Below are 18,489 nucleotides of genomic sequence, written 5' to 3' on the forward strand. Positions count from 1 at the left end.
GATTGTAGAGGATGGCGTTCGCCGGCCGCGCCGGCTACATCATCGCATCGGCCAGCCGCGCGATGCCCTCGCGGCTGCGCCGCCATGCCGGGCGCGCACGCCACTGCGCCAGGTCGAGCTGGACCGCATCGGCCAGGTAGTCGCGTTCGACCTCGCGCAGGCGCGCCACCACGCCGCGGTCGTAGCAGAGCATGCCGATCTCGGCGTTGAGCGCGAACGAGCGGATGTCGAGGTTGATCGAGCCGACCAGCGCCACGTCGTCGTCCACGCTCATGTGCTTGGCGTGCAGGAAATGCGGCCGGTACAGCGCGATCTTGACCCCGCAGCGGAGCAGGTCGTCGTAGTACGCCTCCTGTGCCCAGGCAGTGAGGCGCTGGTTGTTGCTCTCCGACAGGATCAGCTGCACGTCCAGGCCTGACACGCCGGCGATGCGCAAGGCGCTCAGCGTGGCCTCGTCCGGCACGAAGTAGGGCGTGACCAGCACGATCCGGTGGCGCGCCAGGTGGATCAGCGCATTGACCGCATCGCGCGCGTTCTCGAACGGATACGCCGGCCCGCTCGGCAGCAGCTGCGCGGCCACGTCCTGTGGGTACGACGGCGCGTCGGGCAGCACCTGCAGGCGCTCGCCGGTCTCGACGAACCAGTCGCTGGCGAATACCGCCTCCAGGTGGTTCACCGCCGGCCCCTGCACCCGCGCGACCAGTTCGCGATTGGGATGCCCGCGCACGAACCCCGGTTCGGCCAGGTTCTGCGAGCCGACGAAGCCGATGCGGTTGTCGACCACGGCGATCTTGCGGTGGTTGCGCAGGTCCATGCGGCCGCTGCGGCGCCAGCGCAGGCCGCCCGGCAGCACCGCGTGCACCTGCACCCCGCCGCGGACCAGCGCGCGGCGATAGCGACGCAGGCCGCGCTTGGCGCCCACCGCGTCCAGCAGCAGTCGCACCTGCACGCCGCGCGCGGCGGCCCGCAGCAATGCGTCGGCCACCGCCTGGCCGACCGCGTCGTCGAACATCAGGTAGTACAGCAGGTGCACGCGCTCGCGCGCGTCGTCGATGTCGGCGATCAGCGCCCGCAGCGCGCCGTCGTAGTCGTCGAGCAGTTCCACCGCATTGCCGCGGGTGGGCATGAAGTCGCCCTGCCGCTCCACCAGCGGCACCATCTCCGCCGCCACCGTCGCCTCGCCCGGCGGCCACCGCAGCGAAGTCAGCGCCACCTGCTGCTCGCGGATCACCTGCGAGGCCTGCGCCTGCCGCTGCAGGCGCTGCCGCGACAGCCACGGATGGCCGAACAGCAGGTACAGCGGCAATCCCAGCAGCGGCACGAAGCCGACCAGCAGCAGCCAGCTGCGCGCCGCGCCCGGCGTGGTGCGCGTGGGGATCCACAACAGCGCGACCAGGCGGATCACCCAGTCCAGCGCCAACAGCCAGGTCCCTTCCCACCAGTGCGGCAGCATCCGTCGTCCTGTCGAGAGCGTCGGAGGGATTCTGCGGGAGAACGTGGCCTGGCGCACCGGCCGGGGAACAGCCGGTGCACGGCCGCCGGGAAAGCCCGGTCGCGACCGGAGTCGCCCCACGAGAAGCACAAAGCCCGCCTTGCGGCGGGCTTTGCTTTTCAAGGCACTGGATCTGCGATCCCCGGCCCTGGCGAAAAGCGCAAGGGCGGGCGCTGGCGCCCGCGCCATTGCGTCACTTGATCTTGCCTTCCTTGTAGATCACGTGCTTCCGGACGACGGGATCGTACTTCTTCATCTCCATCTTGCCGGGGGTGTTCTTCTTGTTCTTGTCCGTCGTGTAGAAGTGGCCGGTGTTGGCCGAGGAAATCAGACGGATCTTGTCGCGCTTGCCTGCCATGATTGCTTACTCCTCAGACCTTCTCGCCACGGGCGCGCAGTTCGGCCAGCACGGCGTCGATGCCGTTCTTGTCGATGGTGCGCAGGGCATGGGTGGAAACACGAAGCTTGACCCAGCGGTTCTCGCTGGCGACCCAGAAGCGGCGCTCGTGCAGGTTCGGCAGGAAGCGACGGCGGGTCTTGTTGTTCGCGTGGGAGACGTTGTTGCCCGTCTGCACACGCTTGCCGGTAACTTGGCATACGCGGGACATTGCGCACCTCGATAAGTTTGCGGATCGATCCGCAGGCTGGTGCCTTCCATAGCCCGGAAGGCGGCGGCCCCGGCGGCCGGGAGGCCACCACGCGATCAAGGGAATCAAGCACTTACGCTGACGAAAGCCGGCCCGGGGATCGCGCTCCCGGGCTGCCGCCGGCATGGACCGGACACAGCGAGCCGCGCATTATGCGGGACTTTTCCTTCCCGCGCAAGGAGTTAGCCGGCCATGGCGGCCCGGGGCAGCTCCGCCCATGCCGCCCGCGCGACCCGCCATGCCGAGCGCAGGAACAGCAGGAGCAGCGCCGCGGCGATCAGCAGGTCCGGCCAGCCGGCGCCGAAGAGCCATACCGCCACGCTGGCGGCGATCACCGCGCAGCCTTCGTAGACGTCGTTCAGCGAGCAGGCCCAGGCCGAGGCCAGGTTGATGTCGCCCTGCCGGTACGGCCACAGCAGCCGCAGGCAGGCCAGGTTGGCGGCGAGGTTGAGCAGCGCGGCCACGCCCATGCTCTCGAACACCGGCAAGTGCGGGTGCAGCAGCTTCCAGCCGATGCCGGCCGCCACCGCCAGCGCCGCGGCCAGGATCAGCGCGGCCTTGAACAGCGCCACCCGCGCCTTGGCGGCCACGCTGGCGCCCACCACGGCCAGGCTCAGCGCATAGGTCAACGCATCGCCGAGGTTGTCCAGGCTGCCGGACAGCAGCGAGGCCGAGCCGCTGTGCCAGGCCGCGGCCATCATCATCGCGAAGGTCGCCGCATTGATGGCCAGCACCCAGCGCAGCACGCGGCGCTGGCGCGCCTGCATCGCCTCCACGGCCAGGGTCTTGCCGCAACCGCAGCACTCGCTCATCGGCTTGTCCGCTCGGATCGGGTCCTGGCGCATTGTCGCGCCAACGCGGCCGGCGCGCACCCGCGGCATGCCTGCCGTTCGCACGGGCAAGCCGCCGCGGCCGGCGCCGCTCCGCGCGGCGCGGCGCGTCAGGAGGTCCGCGCCTTGGCCTTGCTGTCGGCCACGAACTGCCGGACCTGCCGCTCCAGCACCGGCAACGGCACCGAGCCCTGCTTGAGCACGGCGTCGTGGAAGGCGCGGATGTCGAACTTGTCGCCCAGCTCCTTCTCCGCCTCGGCGCGCAGCCTGACGATGGTGATCTCGCCGAGCTTGTAGCTCAGCGCCTGCGCCGGCCAGGAGATGTAGCGGTCGACCTCGGTGGTGACCTCGTGCTCGGACAGCGCGGTATGGTCGCGCAGGTAGGCCAGCGCCTGTTCGCGGCTCCAGCCGTAGTGGTGCACGCCGGTATCGATGACCAGGCGACAGGCGCGCCACATCTCGTAGGTGAGCTTGCCGAACTCCTCGTAGGGCGTCTCGTAGATGCCCATCTCCTCGCCGAGCTTCTCGGTGTACAGCGCCCAGCCCTCGCCGTAGGCGGAGATGTAGTTCTCGCGGCGGAACGCCGGCTGCTCGCCCTGCTCCAGCGCCAGGGCGCCCTGCAGCGAGTGGCCGGGCGAGGATTCGTGCAGGGTCAATGCCGGCAGGTTGTACAGCGGGCGCGACGGCAGGTTGTAGGTGTTGACCCAGTAGGTGCCCACGCCGCCGCGGCCGGCGGTCCAGAACGGCGCGATGTCGGCCGGCACCGGCTTGATCGTGAAGCGCCCGCGCGGCAGCGTGCCGATGAACTTGCCGACCACGCCGTCCACGCGCTTGGAGATCCAGGCGGCGCGGTCGAGCAGTTCCTGCGGGGTCTTGGCGTAGAACTGCGGGTCGGTGCGCAGGAACTGCAGGAAATCGGCGAAGCGGGTCTGCGGGCTGCGGCCCTTGAAGCCGACCCGGTCGATGATCGCGTCCATCTGCTTCTGGATGCGCGCCACCTCTTCCAGCCCGACCTGGTGGATCTGCTCCGGGCCCAGGTCGAGCGTGGTGTACTCGCGGATCTGCTGGCGGTAGAACGCCTTGCCGTCCGGCAGCGCCTCGGCGGCCAGCGTGGTGCGCGCCTGAGGCACGTATTCGTCGCGGAAGAACGCCAGCAGGCCGGCGAAGGCGGGGATGACCGACTTCGAGATCGCGGCCCTGGCCTCCTCGCGCAGCTTGGCCTGCTCGGCCGCCGGGATGGTCGCCGGCAGTTGCTTGAACGGCGCGTAGAACGCCGATTCGGCCGGATCCTTCAGCTCGGCGACCGTGGCGATCGACACGTCGCGCCCGTCCAGCACCGCGCGCGGCACGCTGAAGCCGCGCTTGAGCCCGGCGCGCATGTTGTCGATGTTCTGCGCGAAGTAGCGCGGCACGTCGTTGAGCCGCGCGATGTAGGCGCGCAGCTCGGCGGGCGTGTTGAGCGGCCGCTGCGCCATGAAGCCCAGGTTCGACCAGAACGAGCTGTCGGAGTTGAACGGCATCTCGTAGGCCTTGAAGCGCACCTCGGCGGCGAGGTTCTCGACCTGCGGGCGATAGATGGCGTAGTTGACCTGGTTGTCGGGCGAGAGCCGCTTCACGTCCAGCGCATCGAGTTGCGCCAGCACGTCGTCCCATACTTTCAGCCGCGCCTGCTGCGCGGCGGGGCCCACGTCGGGCAGGCGGGTCTTGTTGCCGGAGGCGTCGCTGTCCTCGTCCGCCCCGCCGGTCTGGACCTGGCGCCAGCTCCACTCCTTCTCGTAGATCGCCCGGAACCGCGCGTCGGCGGCGCTTTCCGCCGGCTTGGCGGCAGTGGCGACGGACATGGGCGCTTCGGCAGCCAGGACGGCGCCCAGCGGGGCCGAGAACAGGGCCAGGGAGAGGGCAGCGGCAAGCGACGATTTCATCGGAGCACGACGGGCGATGGATGGAACCGGGGATGATCGCATCCGCGATGCCCGTGGGAACCGGCCAGAAGTCCTATAAGGCCGGCGAATCCTGTGGGAGGGACTTCAGTCCCGACAGGCCTTGACGCGGCCCCCTCTGCAGAAGCCCGTACATCCATGTGCGGGATCGAAGCTCTCCTTACTTGGGACTATGGGATCATGGCCTTTCCCGGCCTTCGAGCCATATGGCATCCCAATACGGATATTGACCGATGCTCCCCACCAGGCCCGCACGCAACGGATTGGCGATCACATAGCGGGCAATTGCACGAAGGTCTTCCTCCGCACGCACTGCACGGTCATGGAAACCCTCCATCCAGACCGCACCGCCACGGCCACGTGCGCGATTCACTTCCCGGGCGGCGCGTCCCTTCATGCGCTTCATCACGCGGGCCAGGGAAGCATGTCCCTCCAGTTCCAGCAGACCATGCCAGTGGTCGGGCATCAGCACCCAACACAGCAAGCGCGCCTCGATCCAGGTGTCCTTGGAAATCAGGCAGGCCGCGACGGCCTGGGCGCAGCGCCAATCCGCGAACAGGGGCACGCGCCCCTCGGTGACGGTGGTCAGCAGATAGATGCGGCCGGGCCCGCTGCACCGTCCGCGTCGCAATGAGGAATAGCCAGGCGAAATCGATTGACCGGGAATATCCATCCCCAGATCGTGCCGCCGGGTGCGAAAGACCACAGTCGGGGCATGTCGTGTCGCGCCGTCGGGATTCCCCGCTTCGGACGGCGCACCGGCGCGATCTCTTCGGAACGGATTTCAGCCTCGGCAAGCGTTCCGTTTAATCCTGCGCATGGAGGTGCGGGATTCTGCGGAGAAGGCCGCACAAAGGCCCGTCGGGACTGAAGTCCCTCCCACAAGGACCGCACGAGACCTTGGCTAGTGCCCGGCCTTGTCCCGCTTCCAGCCGCGGTGCTTGATGTCCAGGTACAGGCTGTAGAGCGCAGTGAAGGCGGGAAACAGGTTCTGCAGCACGCCGACCGAGTCCTGCTTGGCCGAGAACATGAAATAGCTGAGCGTCATCAGGCTGCCGACCACGCTCATGTACCAGAACAGGCGCGGGATCACCGGCTTGCCGGCGCGCTTGGAGGCGATGAACTGCACCAGCCAGCGCCCGCCGAACATCAGCGCGCCGACATAGCCGATCAGCTTCCAGCCGGTGACGTGCAGGCCGGTCCAGAACAGCCAGGTCAATGGCTGGTCGAGGATGTGCAGTTCCATCTCAGCGCTCTTCCACCGCGGTGCGCTTGCTGCGCGCGATCAGCCAGGCCACGCCGCGCAGGTCGCGGATGCCGACCAGGGCGCGGTTGAGGTTGTTGTACTTGGACACCCCGGCGGTGCGATGGCGATGGTTGACCGGCACGCTCACCGTCTTCCAGCCGGCGCGCTGCATCAGCGCGGGCAGGAAGCGGTGCATGTGGTCGAAGTACGGCAGGTCGAGGAACGCGGCGCGCTCGAACAGCTTGATGCCGCAGCCGGTGTCGGGCGTGTCGTCGCGCAGCATGCGCGAACGGATCGCGTTGGCCCACTTGCTGGCCCAGCGCTTGGACCCGGAATCCTGCCGGTTGACGCGCCAGCCGGCGAACAGCTTGACCTGGGGACCGGCGGCATCGCGCGCGGCCAGCAGCTTGGGGATGTCGGCCGGATCGTTCTGGCCGTCGCCGTCGAGCGTGGCCACCCAGGGCGCGCGCGCGGCCTTCACGCCGTTGCGCACCGCGGTGCTCTGCCCGCTCTGGTGGACATGGTGCAGCACCCGCAGCTCGGGCGCGCCCGGCTTGAGCGATTGCAGCACGGCCAACGTGTCGTCCTTCGAATCGTCGTCGACGTAGACGATCTCGAAGTCCACCCGCCCGCGCAGCGCGGCGACGATCTCGCCGACCAGCGGCGCGACGTTGTCGCGTTCGTTGAACACCGGGACGACGACGGACAGTTGCGGTTCGCTCATGGTTTCCGGCCAGTCGCTGGATCAATGGAAAAAGACCGCGCATTTTCCCCGGTTCGCGTGACCCGGGGATGAAGCGTCATGCCCGGGCGCCGAAATAATCGCGGCACCAGGCCACCACCTGCGGCAGGCCGGCCTCGATCGGCGTGGCCGGATCGAAGCCGAACGCGGCCTGCGCGCGCGTGGTGTCGGCCATCGTGGCGATCATGTCACCCGGCTGCATCGGTTTGTAGACCTTCTCGGCCGGGCGCCCGGCGGCCTGCTCGACCACCGCGATGAAGCGCTCCAGCTCCACGGGGGTGTGGTTGCCCAGGTTGAACACCCGGTGCGGCACCTCTTCCCCGGAAGGATGCGCCAGCGCGCCGAGCACCCCCGCGACGATGTCGTCGATGAAGGTGAAATCGCGCTGCATCCGGCCGTGGTTGAACACCTCGATCGGGCGCCCTGCCAGCACCGCGCGGCTGAAGATCAGCGGCGCCATGTCCGGCCGGCCCCAGGGGCCGTAGACGGTGAAGAAGCGCAGCCCGGTCGCGCGCAGGAAGTACAGCTGCGCGTAGGTGTAGGCCATCAGCTCGTTGGCGGCCTTGGTCGCCGCGTACAGCGAGCGCGGCTTGTCGATGCGCTGGTCCTCGGAGAACGGCGGCACCGCCGAGTCCCCGTACACCGAGCTGCTCGAGGCGTAGACCAGGTGCGCGACGCCGCGGTGGCGGCACAGCTCGAGCACGTTGACGAAGCCGGCCAGGTTGGACTCGACGTAGGCGTGCGGGTTCTGCAGCGAGTAACGCACGCCGGCCTGCGCGGCCAGGTGCACCACGCGCGTGGGCCGCACTTCGTCGAACAGCGCGGCCAGGCCGTCGCGGTCGGCCAGGTCGAGCGTGCGGATGTCCACGCCCGGGCACAGCGCGGCGACCCGGTCGCGCTTGAGCTGCGGGTCGTAGTAGTCGTTGTAGTTGTCCAGGCCAACCACGCGCTCGCCGCGTGCGGCCAGCGCGCGGCAGGTGTAGGCGCCGATGAAGCCGGCCGCGCCGGTGACGAGGATGCTCATCGGGCCGGTCCCGGAAGCGCGGCGGCGCCTGTGGCGGGCAGGGTCATACGTGAAATCCGAAGCAATGCCTGCGGGAAAGAACGCTTACTCGACGCGGCCGCGCAGCTTCTCGAGCACGCCGTCGAGGATGTCCAGGTCGGTGTAGTGGATGACCAGCTTGCCCTTGCCGCCGCGGCCGTGGTTGATCGCCACCTTGGTGCCCAGCGTTTCGGACAGCTCCGTTTCCAGCGAGGCGATGTCGGCCTGGCGGGTCTTCGGCGCCGGCGCCGGCCGCGTGCTCGGCACCTTGCCCGCGGCGAAGGCCTGGGCGCGGCGCTCGACCTCGCGCACCGACCAGCCCTCGTCGGCCGCCTCCTGCGCCAGCTTGCTGGCCAGTTCCGGCGCCAGCGTCAGCAGCGCGCGCGCGTGGCCCATCTCCAGGCGGCGCGACTCCAGCAGCACGCGCACGCCGATCGGCAGCTCGAGCAGGCGCAGCAGGTTGGACACCGACGCGCGCGAGCGGCCCACCGCCTCGGCGGCCTCGGCATGGGTCAGCGAGAACTCCTCGATCAGCCGCTGCAGCGCCTGCGCCTCTTCCAGCGGATTGAGGTCCTCGCGCTGGATGTTCTCGATCAGCGCCATCGCGATGACGGTGCGGTCGTCCAGTTCGCGCACCACCACCGGCACTTCGCCCAGGCCGGCCAGCTGCGAGGCGCGCCAGCGGCGCTCGCCGGCGACGATCTCGAAGCTGCCCGGCGCCAGCTCGCGCGCGACGATCGGCTGGATCACGCCCTGCACCTTGATCGATTCGGCCAGCTCGGCGAGCTTGGCCTCGTCCATCTCGCGGCGCGGCTGGTACTTGCCCGGCTGCAGCTGCCCGACCGGCAGGTTGCGCAGCGAATCGCCCGGCTGCAGTTCCTCGACGGTGGTGACCGGCGCCGCGGCGGCCGCGCCCTTGGGCCCCAGCAGCGCATCCAGGCCACGGCCCAGTCCGCGCTTCTTGGCAGGGTTCGGCTTGTTGCTCATCAGGCGATCTCCACGGGCCGTACGGTTCTGTTGCGTTCGGCCTGGCGGCGGATGATCTCGCCGGCCAGGCCCAGGTAGGCCACGCCGCCACGCGAGGTGCGGTCGTAACCGATGATGCTCTGGCCATGGCTCGGCGCTTCGGCCAGGCGCACGTTGCGCGGCACGATGGTGCGGAACACCTTGTCGCCGAAGTGCTCGGTCAGTTCGGCCGAGACCGCGTTGGCCAGGTTGTTGCGGATGTCGAACATGGTGCGCAGCACGCCCTCGATCTCCAGCGAGGGATTGAGGCTGGCGCGCAGCGCCTCGATGGTCTCCAGCAGCGCCGACAGGCCTTCCAGTGCGTAGTACTCGCACTGCATCGGCACGATCACCGAGTCGGCCGCGGTCAGCGCGTTGAGGGTCAGCAGCGACAGCGCCGGCGGGCAGTCGATCAGGATGAAGTCGTACTCGTCGCGGATCGGCGCCAGCGCGCGCTTCAGGCGCTGCTCGCGCTCGCCCTGCTCCATCAGCTGGATCTCGGCGGCGGTGAGGTCGATGTTGCCCGGCAGCAGGTCGTAGCCCTCGGCGGCCTCGACCCGGATCTCGGCGGCGCTGTTCTCGCCCAGCAGCAGGTCGCAGGTGGAGGCGGCCAGCTCGCGCTTGTCCACGCCGCTGCCCATCGTCGCATTGCCCTGCGCGTCCAGGTCCACCAGCAGCACGCGCTTGGGCGCGCGCGCCAAGCCGGCCGCCAGGTTGACCGCCGTGGTGGTCTTGCCGACGCCGCCTTTCTGGTTGGCAATGGCGATGATCCGGGCCATGCAGGGGAGCCTCGCGGGCAGGAGTTAGGACCGGGCATTATGCGGGCTGGGGGCGGGATCGGGGAAATCCCGGCGCGGCAGGCGCGGCGGATCGCATTCCCTGCCGCGGTCCATGGGGCCGGCTCCTTCAGGGTCCCTTTGGGAGGGGCTTCAGTCCCGGCGGGCTTTGCCGGTAAAGCCCCGTCGGGACTGAAGTTCTTCCCGCAACGGCACTGCCTTCCGCTTCACGCCTGCTTGCCCACCACCACCAGGTGCCGCTCGCCGTCCAGGCCCGGCACCTGCAGCGGGTGCACGTCCTGCACGCGCCAGCCGGCCGGCAAGGCGGCGATCTCCTCGTGCGGGTACACGCCCTTCATCGCCAGCAGGGTGCCGCCGGGCTTCAGCAGGTGGCCGCCGACGGCGACGATCCCGTCCAGCGTGTCCAGCGCGCGCGCGGTCAGGTGGTCGTAGGCGGCCGGCTCGTCCAGCGCCTCGGCGCGCGACTCGGCCACGCGGGCGTTGCCCAGGCCGAGCTGGCGCACCGCTTCGCGCATGAAGCGGGCCTTCTTGCCGTTGCTCTCCACCAGCGTCACCCGCAGTTGCGGCCGGGTGATCGCCAGCGGGATTCCCGGCAGGCCGGGGCCGGTGCCGAGATCGGCCAGGGTGCCGGACTCGATGTACGGGCGCATCGCCAGCGAATCGAGCAGGTGCCGCACCACCATCTCGCGCGGGTCGCGGATCGCGGTCAGGTTGTAGGTGCGGTTCCAGCGCGCCAGCAGCGCCAGGTAGGCCAGCAGCGGGCCGGCGAAGGCGGCATCGAGGCCGAGCTGGTGCAGGCCGTGCGCGAGGTCGGCCTGGACCTCGGGGGGGAGGGAAGCGTCGTTCATCGGCGGATTATCGCAGGCGCGCTCCCGATCCCGCCTGCCCGCCGGACTTTTCCGGGCAAGAACCCCGCGCTATACCGGGAGCCCCACCCCGCGGAGTCCGCCATGCCACCGATCGCCACCCGCCGCCGCCTGTTGCAGGGTCTGGGCGCCGGCCTGCTGCTGCCGACCCTGGCGCGCCGCGGCTGGGCGGCGCCGCTAGGCCGCCCGGCGATCACCGACGGCGTGCAGGCCGGCGACGCGCTGGGCGACCGCGCCATCGTCTGGAGCCGCTGCGACCGCCCCGCGCGGCTGTGGGTGGAGTGGGACACCCGCGAAAGCCTGGCCGGGGCGCGCCGCATCGCCGGGCCGGTCGCCACGCCGGACGGCGACTTCACCGCACGGCTGGACCTGTCCGGCCTGCCGCCGGGCCAGACGATCTGCTACCGCGTGCGCTTCGAGGACCTGCACAACGGTGCGCTCAGCGAGCCGGTGGCCGGGAAATTGCGCACCGCCCCGGACCGGCCGCGCGACCTGCGCGTGCTGTGGAGCGGCGACACCGTCGGCCAGGGCTACGGGATCAACCCCGACATCGGCGGCATGCGCATCTACGAGGCGATGCGCCAGCGCCAGCCCGACCTGTTCGTCCATAGCGGCGACACGATCTACGCCGACGGCCCGGTGCCGGCCGAACTGACCGTCGAGGACGGCAAGCGCTGGCGCAACCTGACCCACCCCGCCAAGGACAAGGTCGCCGAGACCCTGGACGAGTTCCGCGGCAACTACCGCTACAACCTGCTGGATTCCAACCTGCGCGGCTTCAACGCCGAGGTCGCCCAGGTCTGGCAATGGGACGACCACGAGACGGTCAACAACTGGTCGCCGGGCAAGGTGCTGGGCCCGGAGTACGCCGCGGTGCGCGACATCGCCACGCTGTCGCGCCGGGCACGGCAGGCGTTCCTGGAGTACGCACCGCTGCGCCGCATCGACGCCGACGGCCAGGGCCGCATCTATCGCCGCATCCCCTACGGCCCGCTGCTGGACGTGTTCGTGCTGGACATGCGCAGCTACCGCGGCGCCAACGGCGCCAACCTGCAGGCCGGCCCCGCTCCCGCCGCCTGGTTCCTGGGTCCGGAGCAGCTGGCATGGCTCAAGCGCGGACTGGCGGCCTCCCGCGCCACCTGGAAGCTGATCGCCGCCGACATGCCGATCGGCCTGCAGGTACCGGACGGCCGCGGCGACGACGGCCAGCCGCGCTGGGAGGCCATCGCCAACGGCGACCCGGGCGCACCGCGCGGGCGCGAGCTGGAGATCGCCGATCTGTTGCGCTTCGTCTCCCGGCGGCGGATCCGCAATACGGTCTGGATCACCGCCGACGTGCACTACTGCGCGGCGCACTACTACGACCCGGGCAAGGCCGCGTTCTCCGACTTCGAGCCGTTCTGGGAGTTCGTCGCAGGCCCGCTCAACGCCGGCAGCTTCGGCCCCAATGCATTGGACGCGACCTTCGGCCCGCAGGTGGTGTTCCAGAAGGCTCCGCCGGCGCCGAACGCCTCGCCGCTGGCCGGTTTCCAGTTCTTCGGCGAGATCGAGATCGATGCGGCCAGCGCCGCGATGACGGTGACGCTACGCGACCTGGACGGAGCGGTGCAGTTCAGCAAGGCATTGACGGCATGGGTCTGAGCCGGCATGACGTGATGACCGCGGCTAAGGCTGCAATTGCGGCTGTTGCTGTTGTTGCTGTTGCTGTTGTTGCTGTTGTTGTTGTTGTTGTTGTTGTTGTTGTTGCCAGTGATTTTGCTTTGGATTGGGTAAGGCCTCCTCGCGCAGCGGCGCGCCAACCTCCACGGCCCACGAATGTCACTGCGGCGCGGGCCCCTCCGAAGCGGCGGAGACGGTGGAGAAAACCCCGAAGGGGCGGCGCACATGGGCTCGCCGGAAAAAGGCGAAGCACTGCTTCGCCCCGGCACGCGGGCATTCGCCGCGCGGCGAATGCCCAGGGCTCGGCCGCATAGCGGACGAGTCGCGTCGAAAAATCCCGTTGGCTCCGCGGACCCGCAGCAAAGCTTCGGGCGCGCAGGCGGGGTGTGCTTGATCAGCCATGACCAGCCATTCGGCTGTTGTGAAGCGCTTCGGCTGCTGTGAAGCGCTTCTTTTGGTTACTTTTCTTTACGCGGCACATCCTTGTGCCGCGCCCTTCGGGCCGGCTTCGCCGTGCGGCGCCGCTCCCGCGGCGCACGTGCACAAGCAAAGAAAAGTGACTCGCCAAAAGCGAAAGCTTTTGCCTTCTCGATAAAGACCCAAAAAGCCAAAAGCAAAGTCCCTGGATGATCAGCCGTTCGGCTGCTGAAAGGCGCCTCCCGCCTTCGCGGGAATGACGATAGAGAGATAGCGTAGATCGGATAAAGAACGGAAAAGTCTCTGGAGGATCAGCCATCCAGCTGCTGAAAGGCGCTTCCCGGGAATGACAGTAGTGGAATAACGGAGACCGGACGGCCAGAAAGCCGCTGCCTCCGCCACCCACACCTTCACGGCAACAACGAGAGAAAAACGACTCGTCAGAAAAGCGAAAAACCCCACTATCCATCCACATCCGGATACCAAGCCAAGGCCGCCCGATACTCCGGCGTCGCCTGCCACTCCTGCAGATGCCAACGCCTTGCCTCGCCCAACGCCGGATCGCACCAATCCAGCTCCAGCGCACCGTCGCGCTCGACGAAGCGCAGCCGATGCAGCCCGAACGACAGCCCATGGCCGTGCGCCTTCAACAGCGCCTCCTTGGCACACCAGAGCCGGAAGAACCAACCCGCGTGGGATTCGTCGTCGAGCCCGGCCAGCCACGCCGTCTCCTCCGGGTGGAAGAAGCGCTGCGCCACCTCACGCATGCGCGGACGCGGACGCAACCGTTCCAGGTCCACGCCCAGCCTCATCCGCTCGCCCAGCCCCACCAGCAACTGCGTGCCGCTGTGGCTCCAACCGGTGCCGACATGCGCCAGCGGCGGCAGGAACCAGGGCCGGCCGCGTTCGTCGCGCGTCAGCGGCAACGCTTCCGGCGCCATCGCCAACGCCTGGCCGAGCAGCACCCGCGCCTGCGGCTCCCCGCGCTCGCCGGGCACGTGCGGCCGCAGCCAGACCCGCACCGGGCCGAACGTCCACTCGCCGGACCGCGCCTGCATCGCCTTCACGCCGGCTCCACGGCGGCGAGCCGCCGGCCATGGTGCACGGCGCCATTCGACGGGCACTTCACGAAGGCGCGCGTTGAATGGCGGTGCCGCACCCGTCCCGGGGCGGAACAACGAGGAGGAGATTCGGGCATGGGCATCATCATCTGGCTGATCGTAGGCGGCATCGTGGGCTGGCTCGCCAGCATCATCATGCGCCGCGATGCACAGCAGGGCATCATCCTGAACATCGTGGTCGGCATCATCGGCGCGTTGATCGCAGGCTGGCTGTTCGGTGGCGGCATCAACGAAGCGATCACGCTATGGACCTTCATCTGGTCGATCGTCGGCGCGGTGATCCTGCTGGCCATCGTCAACCTGTTCACGCGCGGCCGGGTGCGCTGACGGCCACCGCGCGGATGCATGGAAAAGCCCCGGCACGCCGGGGCTTTTCCGCTGCACCGCCTCACCGGTCCGCAGGGTGGTGCACGCCGTCCTCGACCGGCACCGCCACCGCCAGCGCGTAGGGATCCACGCCTTCCAGGCAGCCTACGTTGTAACCGTACTCGTTCGGGTTCGAGCGCCGCCGGTGATGCGTGTAGATGCCGCAGGTGCCGCAGAAGTAGTGCTCGGCGGTGAAGGTGTTGAACTGGTACTTGCGCAACGCCTCACCGCCCTGCAGCACGGCCAGCCCGGACAGCGGCACCGAGGCGACGATCGCGCCGCGGCGCCGGCACATCGAGCAATTGCAGCGGCGCGGGTCGACGATCCCATCGGGCAACTGCAGTTCCAGCACCACCGCGCCGCAATGGCAGCGCGCGAGGTGCACCGGCCCGACCGGCACGCCGCCGACTTCGCGTACCTGCACGCGTTCGCGCGGCATCGCTCAGCCCTCCAATTGCACCCAGGCCGGCGCATGGTCGCTGGGACGGTCCCAGGTGCGCGGCTCGCGATCGACGCCCGAGGCGATGGCCCGGGCCCTGAGCGCATCGGACACCAGGGTCAGGTCGATGCGCAGGCCGAGGTCGCGGCGGAAACCCGCCGCGCGGTAGTCCCACCAGCTGAACACCCCGGCCTGGTCGTTGTGCAGCCGGAAGCCGTCGTGCAGGCCGAGCGCGAGCAGCTTGTTCAGCGCGCCGCGCTCGGCGGTCGAGGTCAGGATGTGGTTGTCGTTCCAGATCGCCGGGTCGTGCACGTCGCGCGCATCGGGCGCGATGTTGAAATCGCCCAGCACCACCAGCTTGGGATGGCGCTGCAGCTCCTCGCCCAACCAACCGCGCACCGCGTCGAGCCAGCGCAGCTTGTAGGCGTACTTCTCGGTATCCACGTCCTGGCCGTTGACCACGTACAGGTTGACGATGCGCAGGTCGCCGACCGTCGCGGCGATCGCCCGCTTCTGCTCGTCCTCGAAGCCGGGAATGCCGACCTGCACGTCCTGCACCGGCTCGCGCGCGAGGATCGCCACGCCGTTGTAGGTCTTCTGCCCGGCGAACACGCTGCGGTAGCCCAGCGCGGCCAGCTCGCTGTCCGGGAACTTGTGGTCCTCCAGCTTGGTTTCCTGGATCCCGACCACGTCCGGGGCGAAGTCCGCCAGCCAGCGCTCCAGGTGCGGCAGGCGCACGTTGAGCGAGTTGACGTTCCAGCTGGCGATGCGCATGGGCGGGTATCCGTTGTGCGTATGAAGGAGTGCGCCGGGGGCGGCGCCGGGCGATTCTGCCAGACCCGGCGCGTCGCCGGACCGATCGCGTGCCGTCCGGCGGGACTCAGCTGCGCGGTTCGTCCGCTTCGCCGAGGTCCGATGCGTGCGCGTCCAGCATCGCGGCGAGGTCGTCGCGCAGGCCCGGGTCGTCCAGCTGCGGGACCAGTTCGCGCAATACCGCGACCGCCCGGGCTCGCTCGCGGGCGAGCAGGCGCAGGCGCTCGCGCGGGTCGATGGCGTCCAGGGCTGCGCTGCCGGAAGCGCCCGTCGCCGTGCCCGGCGACGCCTGCAATCCGCGGATGGCGCGGACCAGCCTGGCGCATCCTGCCACGGCGTCGCGGTGAATCGCCATCAGGGCAAGCTCCCGTGCTTGCTCGGACTCGGCGGCGCAGCGCAGCGCGAGTCGCGCGACGATGCGCTCGGCATCGAGCAGGGCCCGCAGCGAGGCGACGATCCGGCCGCGGCGGGCGCGGGCGTCCTGGTCCAGGCCGAGTTCGGTGAGATAGCAGGCCGGCGAGGCCACCTCCACCTGGGTTTCCTCCATGCGCCGCAAGCGCCTGGCCGCCTCGGTGGCCAGGCGCTCGATGCGTCCCACCACCGGTTCGCCCGCGAGCGACGGCGGACCGAGCAGCGCCGCCTGCGCGCCGTGCCGGAGCGCATCCGCGATGCCGGCCGCGTCGTCCGTGCGCACGCAGGCCGCCACGGGCGTGCCGGCGATGGCCAGTACCTGCTCCAGCCGGGTCCATGGCCGCGACGGGTTTTCGTCCGGATCGTCGCGGACGATCAAGAGGTCGATCCCGGCGTCCTGCGCCAAGCAGGCCTCGGTCGCCGAAGCGACGCACCGGGCCGCGAGGATGCCGGCATCGTGCAGCCGGGCGACCGCGGCGCCGGGCATCCCGCCGAGGACGCAGGCGACGTCCTGTTCGATGCAGGCGTCGAGCCACGGCCCCGCATCCACCGCGGGGAGCTGCACGCCGAACCGGCGGCCGATCCGGCCGCGCAGGCACGCGATCTCCGCGCCGAGCCGCCCGGCCGGCACGCCGCCCGCGTCGAGCAGGCCGAATCCGCCTGCTTGCGCCATCGCCGCGACCGCTCCGGCTGGCGCACCCGCCAGCAGCAGCGGAAGGCGGCAGCCGAGCGCGCCGCACAGCGGCGTGCGCAGCAACACGGGTTCGCTTTCGTCGCCTTGCGGCATGGGCATGCCCTCGCGGTCGTTCCGGATCGGACTGCGGGGATCGGACTCCGATTGACCAGGAATCGCCAAGAAAGAGCGCCGGCCCTCGCGGGCCGGCGCCGGGACGACCGGAACGGTCCGGCCGCGGCCGCTTACTTGCTGATGTCCTCGTCCTTGGTCTCGCGCAGGAACAGCCCGCCGATCACCACCGACAGCAGCGCGATGCCGATCGGGTACCACAGGCCGTAGTACATGTTGCCGGTGGCCGCGACCAACGCGAACGAGATGGTCGGCAGGAAACCGCCGAACCAGCCGTTGCCGATGTGGTACGGCAGCGACATCGAGGTGTAGCGGATGCGGGTCGGGAACAGCTCGACCAGGTAGGCGGCGATCGGGCCGTAGACCATGGTCACGTAGATCACCAGGATCCACAGCAGCACCAGCGTCATCGGCTTGTTGATCCGCGCCGGGTCGGCCTTCTCCGGGTAACCGGCGGAGGTCAGCGCGCCCTTGAGCTCCTTGCCGAACGCATCGGCCTTGGCCTTGGCCTCGTCCTTGCCCAGGCCGGCGCCCTCGTAGGCCGCGACGGCGGTGCCGCCGATGCTGACCTGCGCCAGCGAGCCTGGCGCCGCCGGCTGGATCTCGTACGGGATGCCGGCCTTGGCCAGCGCCGCGGCGGCGATGTCGCAGGAGTTGGTGAACACCTTCTTGCCGATCGGGTCGAACTGGAACGAGCAGGTCGCCGGGTCGGCGATGACCAGGGCCGGCGACTGCGCGCGGGCTTCCTCGATCGCCGGGTTGGCGAAGTGGGTCAGGCCCTTGAAGATCGGCATGTAGGTGACCGCGGCCAGCAGGCAGCCGGCCAAGATGATCTTCTTGCGGCCGATCTTGTCCGAGAGCCAGCCGAACACCACGAAGAACGGGGTGGCCAGCGCCAACGCCGCGGCGATGAGCAGGTTGGCGGTGGTGCCGTCGACCTTGAGCGTCTGGGTGAGGAAGAACAGCGAGTAGAACTGGCCGCCGTACCACACCACGGCCTGGCCGGCGGTGGCGCCGAGCAGGACCAGCAGCATCATGCCCAGGTTGCCGCCCTTGATGCTGTCGCGGAACGGCGTCTTGGAGCCCTTGCCCTCGGACTTCATCTGCTGGAACAGCGGCGACTCGCTCAGCTGCAGGCGGATCCACACCGACACGCCCAGCAGCACGATCGACACCAGGAACGGGATGCGCCAGCCCCAGGCCTCGAAGGCCTCGGTGCCCAGCCACATGCGCGTGCCCAGGATCACCAGCAGCGACAGGAACAGGCCGAGCGTGGCGGTGGTCTGGATGAAGCTGGTGTACAGGCCGCGCTTGCCGTGCGGGGCGTGCTCGGCCACGTAGGTGGCCGCGCCGCCGTACTCGCCGCCCAGCGCCAGGCCCTGCGCCAGGCGCAGCACGATCAGGATGATCGGCGCGGCGATGCCGATGCTGGCGTAGTTGGGCAGGATGCCGACGATGAAGGTCGACATGCCCATCAGCAGGATGGTGACCAGGAAGGTGTACTTGCGGCCGATGCGGTCGCCGAGGCTGCCGAAGAACGCCGCGCCGAACGGACGCACCGCGAAGCCGGCGGCAAAGGCCAGCAGCGCGAAGATGAAGCCGGTGGTCTCGTTGACGCCGCTGAAGAACTGCTTGGCGATGATCGCCGCGAGCGATCCGTACAGGTAGAAGTCGTACCACTCGAAGACGGTGCCCAGGGACGAGGCGAAGATCACCTTCTTGTGACCCTGGGTAAGCACGGCCGGCTGGCCGGTATTGGCGGTAGTGCTGGACATGGGAGCTTCCCCTCCGAAGCGTTATCTAGCGAATTGTGGAAGTCGCGAAGGTCGTGGCGGCGGCGCTGCGCCGCGC

General features: G+C 69.5%; 19 protein-coding genes. 2 read left to right on the top strand and 17 right to left on the bottom strand.

Annotated features, from left to right (window positions below):
• Positions 1 to 34: 34 nt before the first annotated feature.
• The 12 genes from cls to rsmG all read right to left on the bottom strand — a co-directional run bounded on the left by cls (position 35) and on the right by rsmG (position 10,589).
• Entirely contained in the window at positions 35 to 1,453 is a 1,419-nt protein-coding gene (gene cls, locus M3M27_RS19080; protein WP_434026641.1) for a cardiolipin synthase, read from the bottom strand.
• A 232-nt stretch (positions 1,454 to 1,685) separates the two neighbouring features.
• Positions 1,686 to 1,853, bottom strand: a complete 168-nt coding sequence (rpmG, locus tag M3M27_RS19085; protein ID WP_218569866.1) for a 50S ribosomal protein L33 — start codon at positions 1,851 to 1,853, stop codon at positions 1,686 to 1,688.
• A gap of 10 nt (positions 1,854 to 1,863) precedes the next feature.
• Entirely contained in the window at positions 1,864 to 2,100 is a 237-nt protein-coding gene (gene rpmB, locus M3M27_RS19090) for a 50S ribosomal protein L28 (protein ID WP_140727547.1), read from the bottom strand.
• 221 nt (positions 2,101 to 2,321) lie between these two features.
• The gene (locus tag M3M27_RS19095; RefSeq protein ID WP_434026642.1) at positions 2,322 to 2,951 is read right to left on the bottom strand and encodes a cation transporter; all 630 of its coding nucleotides are present in this window, start codon (positions 2,949 to 2,951) and stop codon (positions 2,322 to 2,324) included.
• A gap of 128 nt (positions 2,952 to 3,079) precedes the next feature.
• Positions 3,080 to 4,891 (bottom strand): DUF885 domain-containing protein, encoded by a 1,812-nt coding sequence (locus M3M27_RS19100; RefSeq protein WP_434026643.1) that lies wholly within the window; start codon positions 4,889 to 4,891, stop codon positions 3,080 to 3,082.
• A 196-nt stretch (positions 4,892 to 5,087) separates the two neighbouring features.
• The gene (locus M3M27_RS19105; protein WP_434026644.1) at positions 5,088 to 5,582 is read right to left on the bottom strand and encodes an REP-associated tyrosine transposase; all 495 of its coding nucleotides are present in this window, start codon (positions 5,580 to 5,582) and stop codon (positions 5,088 to 5,090) included.
• 231 nt (positions 5,583 to 5,813) lie between these two features.
• A complete protein-coding gene (locus tag M3M27_RS19110) occupies positions 5,814 to 6,155 on the bottom strand; it encodes a lipid-A-disaccharide synthase N-terminal domain-containing protein (protein ID WP_140727540.1) in 342 nt (113 codons plus the stop codon).
• A 1-nt stretch (position 6,156) separates the two neighbouring features.
• Positions 6,157 to 6,879: a glycosyltransferase family 2 protein gene (locus tag M3M27_RS19115; protein WP_140727538.1), complete on the bottom strand. Its 723-nt coding sequence runs from the start codon at positions 6,877 to 6,879 to the stop codon at positions 6,157 to 6,159.
• Between the two features lie 76 nt (positions 6,880 to 6,955).
• Positions 6,956 to 7,921, bottom strand: coding sequence for an NAD-dependent epimerase/dehydratase family protein (locus tag M3M27_RS19120; RefSeq protein ID WP_434026645.1), 966 nt, complete (start codon positions 7,919 to 7,921; stop codon positions 6,956 to 6,958).
• Between the two features lie 84 nt (positions 7,922 to 8,005).
• The gene (locus M3M27_RS19125; protein ID WP_434026646.1) at positions 8,006 to 8,926 is read right to left on the bottom strand and encodes a ParB/RepB/Spo0J family partition protein; all 921 of its coding nucleotides are present in this window, start codon (positions 8,924 to 8,926) and stop codon (positions 8,006 to 8,008) included.
• The gene (locus tag M3M27_RS19130; protein WP_140727532.1) at positions 8,926 to 9,723 is read right to left on the bottom strand and encodes a ParA family protein; all 798 of its coding nucleotides are present in this window, start codon (positions 9,721 to 9,723) and stop codon (positions 8,926 to 8,928) included. The genes M3M27_RS19125 and M3M27_RS19130 overlap by 1 nt, the downstream gene beginning before the upstream one ends.
• Before the next feature lie 224 nt (positions 9,724 to 9,947).
• Entirely contained in the window at positions 9,948 to 10,589 is a 642-nt protein-coding gene (rsmG, locus tag M3M27_RS19135; RefSeq protein ID WP_434026648.1) for a 16S rRNA (guanine(527)-N(7))-methyltransferase RsmG, read from the bottom strand.
• 102 nt (positions 10,590 to 10,691) lie between these two features.
• Between rsmG and M3M27_RS19140 the strand changes: the two genes are divergently transcribed.
• On the top strand, positions 10,692 to 12,248 hold the full coding sequence (locus M3M27_RS19140; protein ID WP_434026649.1) for an alkaline phosphatase D family protein: 1,557 nt from the start codon (positions 10,692 to 10,694) through the stop codon (positions 12,246 to 12,248).
• 896 nt (positions 12,249 to 13,144) lie between these two features.
• Here the strand turns inward: M3M27_RS19140 and M3M27_RS19145 are convergent.
• Complete coding sequence (locus M3M27_RS19145; RefSeq protein WP_434028052.1) at positions 13,145 to 13,741, bottom strand: 4'-phosphopantetheinyl transferase family protein; 597 nt, start codon at positions 13,739 to 13,741, stop codon at positions 13,145 to 13,147.
• A gap of 138 nt (positions 13,742 to 13,879) precedes the next feature.
• Between M3M27_RS19145 and M3M27_RS19150 the strand changes: the two genes are divergently transcribed.
• On the top strand, positions 13,880 to 14,131 hold the full coding sequence (locus M3M27_RS19150) for a GlsB/YeaQ/YmgE family stress response membrane protein (RefSeq protein ID WP_140727524.1): 252 nt from the start codon (positions 13,880 to 13,882) through the stop codon (positions 14,129 to 14,131).
• Between the two features lie 61 nt (positions 14,132 to 14,192).
• Here M3M27_RS19150 and M3M27_RS19155 read toward each other — a convergent pair whose 3' ends face one another.
• From M3M27_RS19155 to M3M27_RS19170, 4 genes are all read right to left on the bottom strand, one after another.
• The gene (locus tag M3M27_RS19155; protein WP_140727522.1) at positions 14,193 to 14,609 is read right to left on the bottom strand and encodes a GFA family protein; all 417 of its coding nucleotides are present in this window, start codon (positions 14,607 to 14,609) and stop codon (positions 14,193 to 14,195) included.
• A gap of 3 nt (positions 14,610 to 14,612) precedes the next feature.
• The gene (gene xth / locus M3M27_RS19160) at positions 14,613 to 15,383 is read right to left on the bottom strand and encodes an exodeoxyribonuclease III (RefSeq protein ID WP_434026650.1); all 771 of its coding nucleotides are present in this window, start codon (positions 15,381 to 15,383) and stop codon (positions 14,613 to 14,615) included.
• Between the two features lie 106 nt (positions 15,384 to 15,489).
• Entirely contained in the window at positions 15,490 to 16,626 is a 1,137-nt protein-coding gene (locus tag M3M27_RS19165) for a DUF6306 domain-containing protein (protein ID WP_434026651.1), read from the bottom strand.
• 125 nt (positions 16,627 to 16,751) lie between these two features.
• Entirely contained in the window at positions 16,752 to 18,413 is a 1,662-nt protein-coding gene (locus M3M27_RS19170; protein ID WP_434026652.1) for an MFS transporter, read from the bottom strand.
• Between the last annotated feature and the right edge of the window lie 76 nt (positions 18,414 to 18,489).

It is taken from the genome of Xanthomonas boreopolis (assembly GCF_046529185.1).
Taxonomy (GTDB): Bacteria; Pseudomonadota; Gammaproteobacteria; order Xanthomonadales; family Xanthomonadaceae; genus Pseudomonas_S; species Pseudomonas_S boreopolis.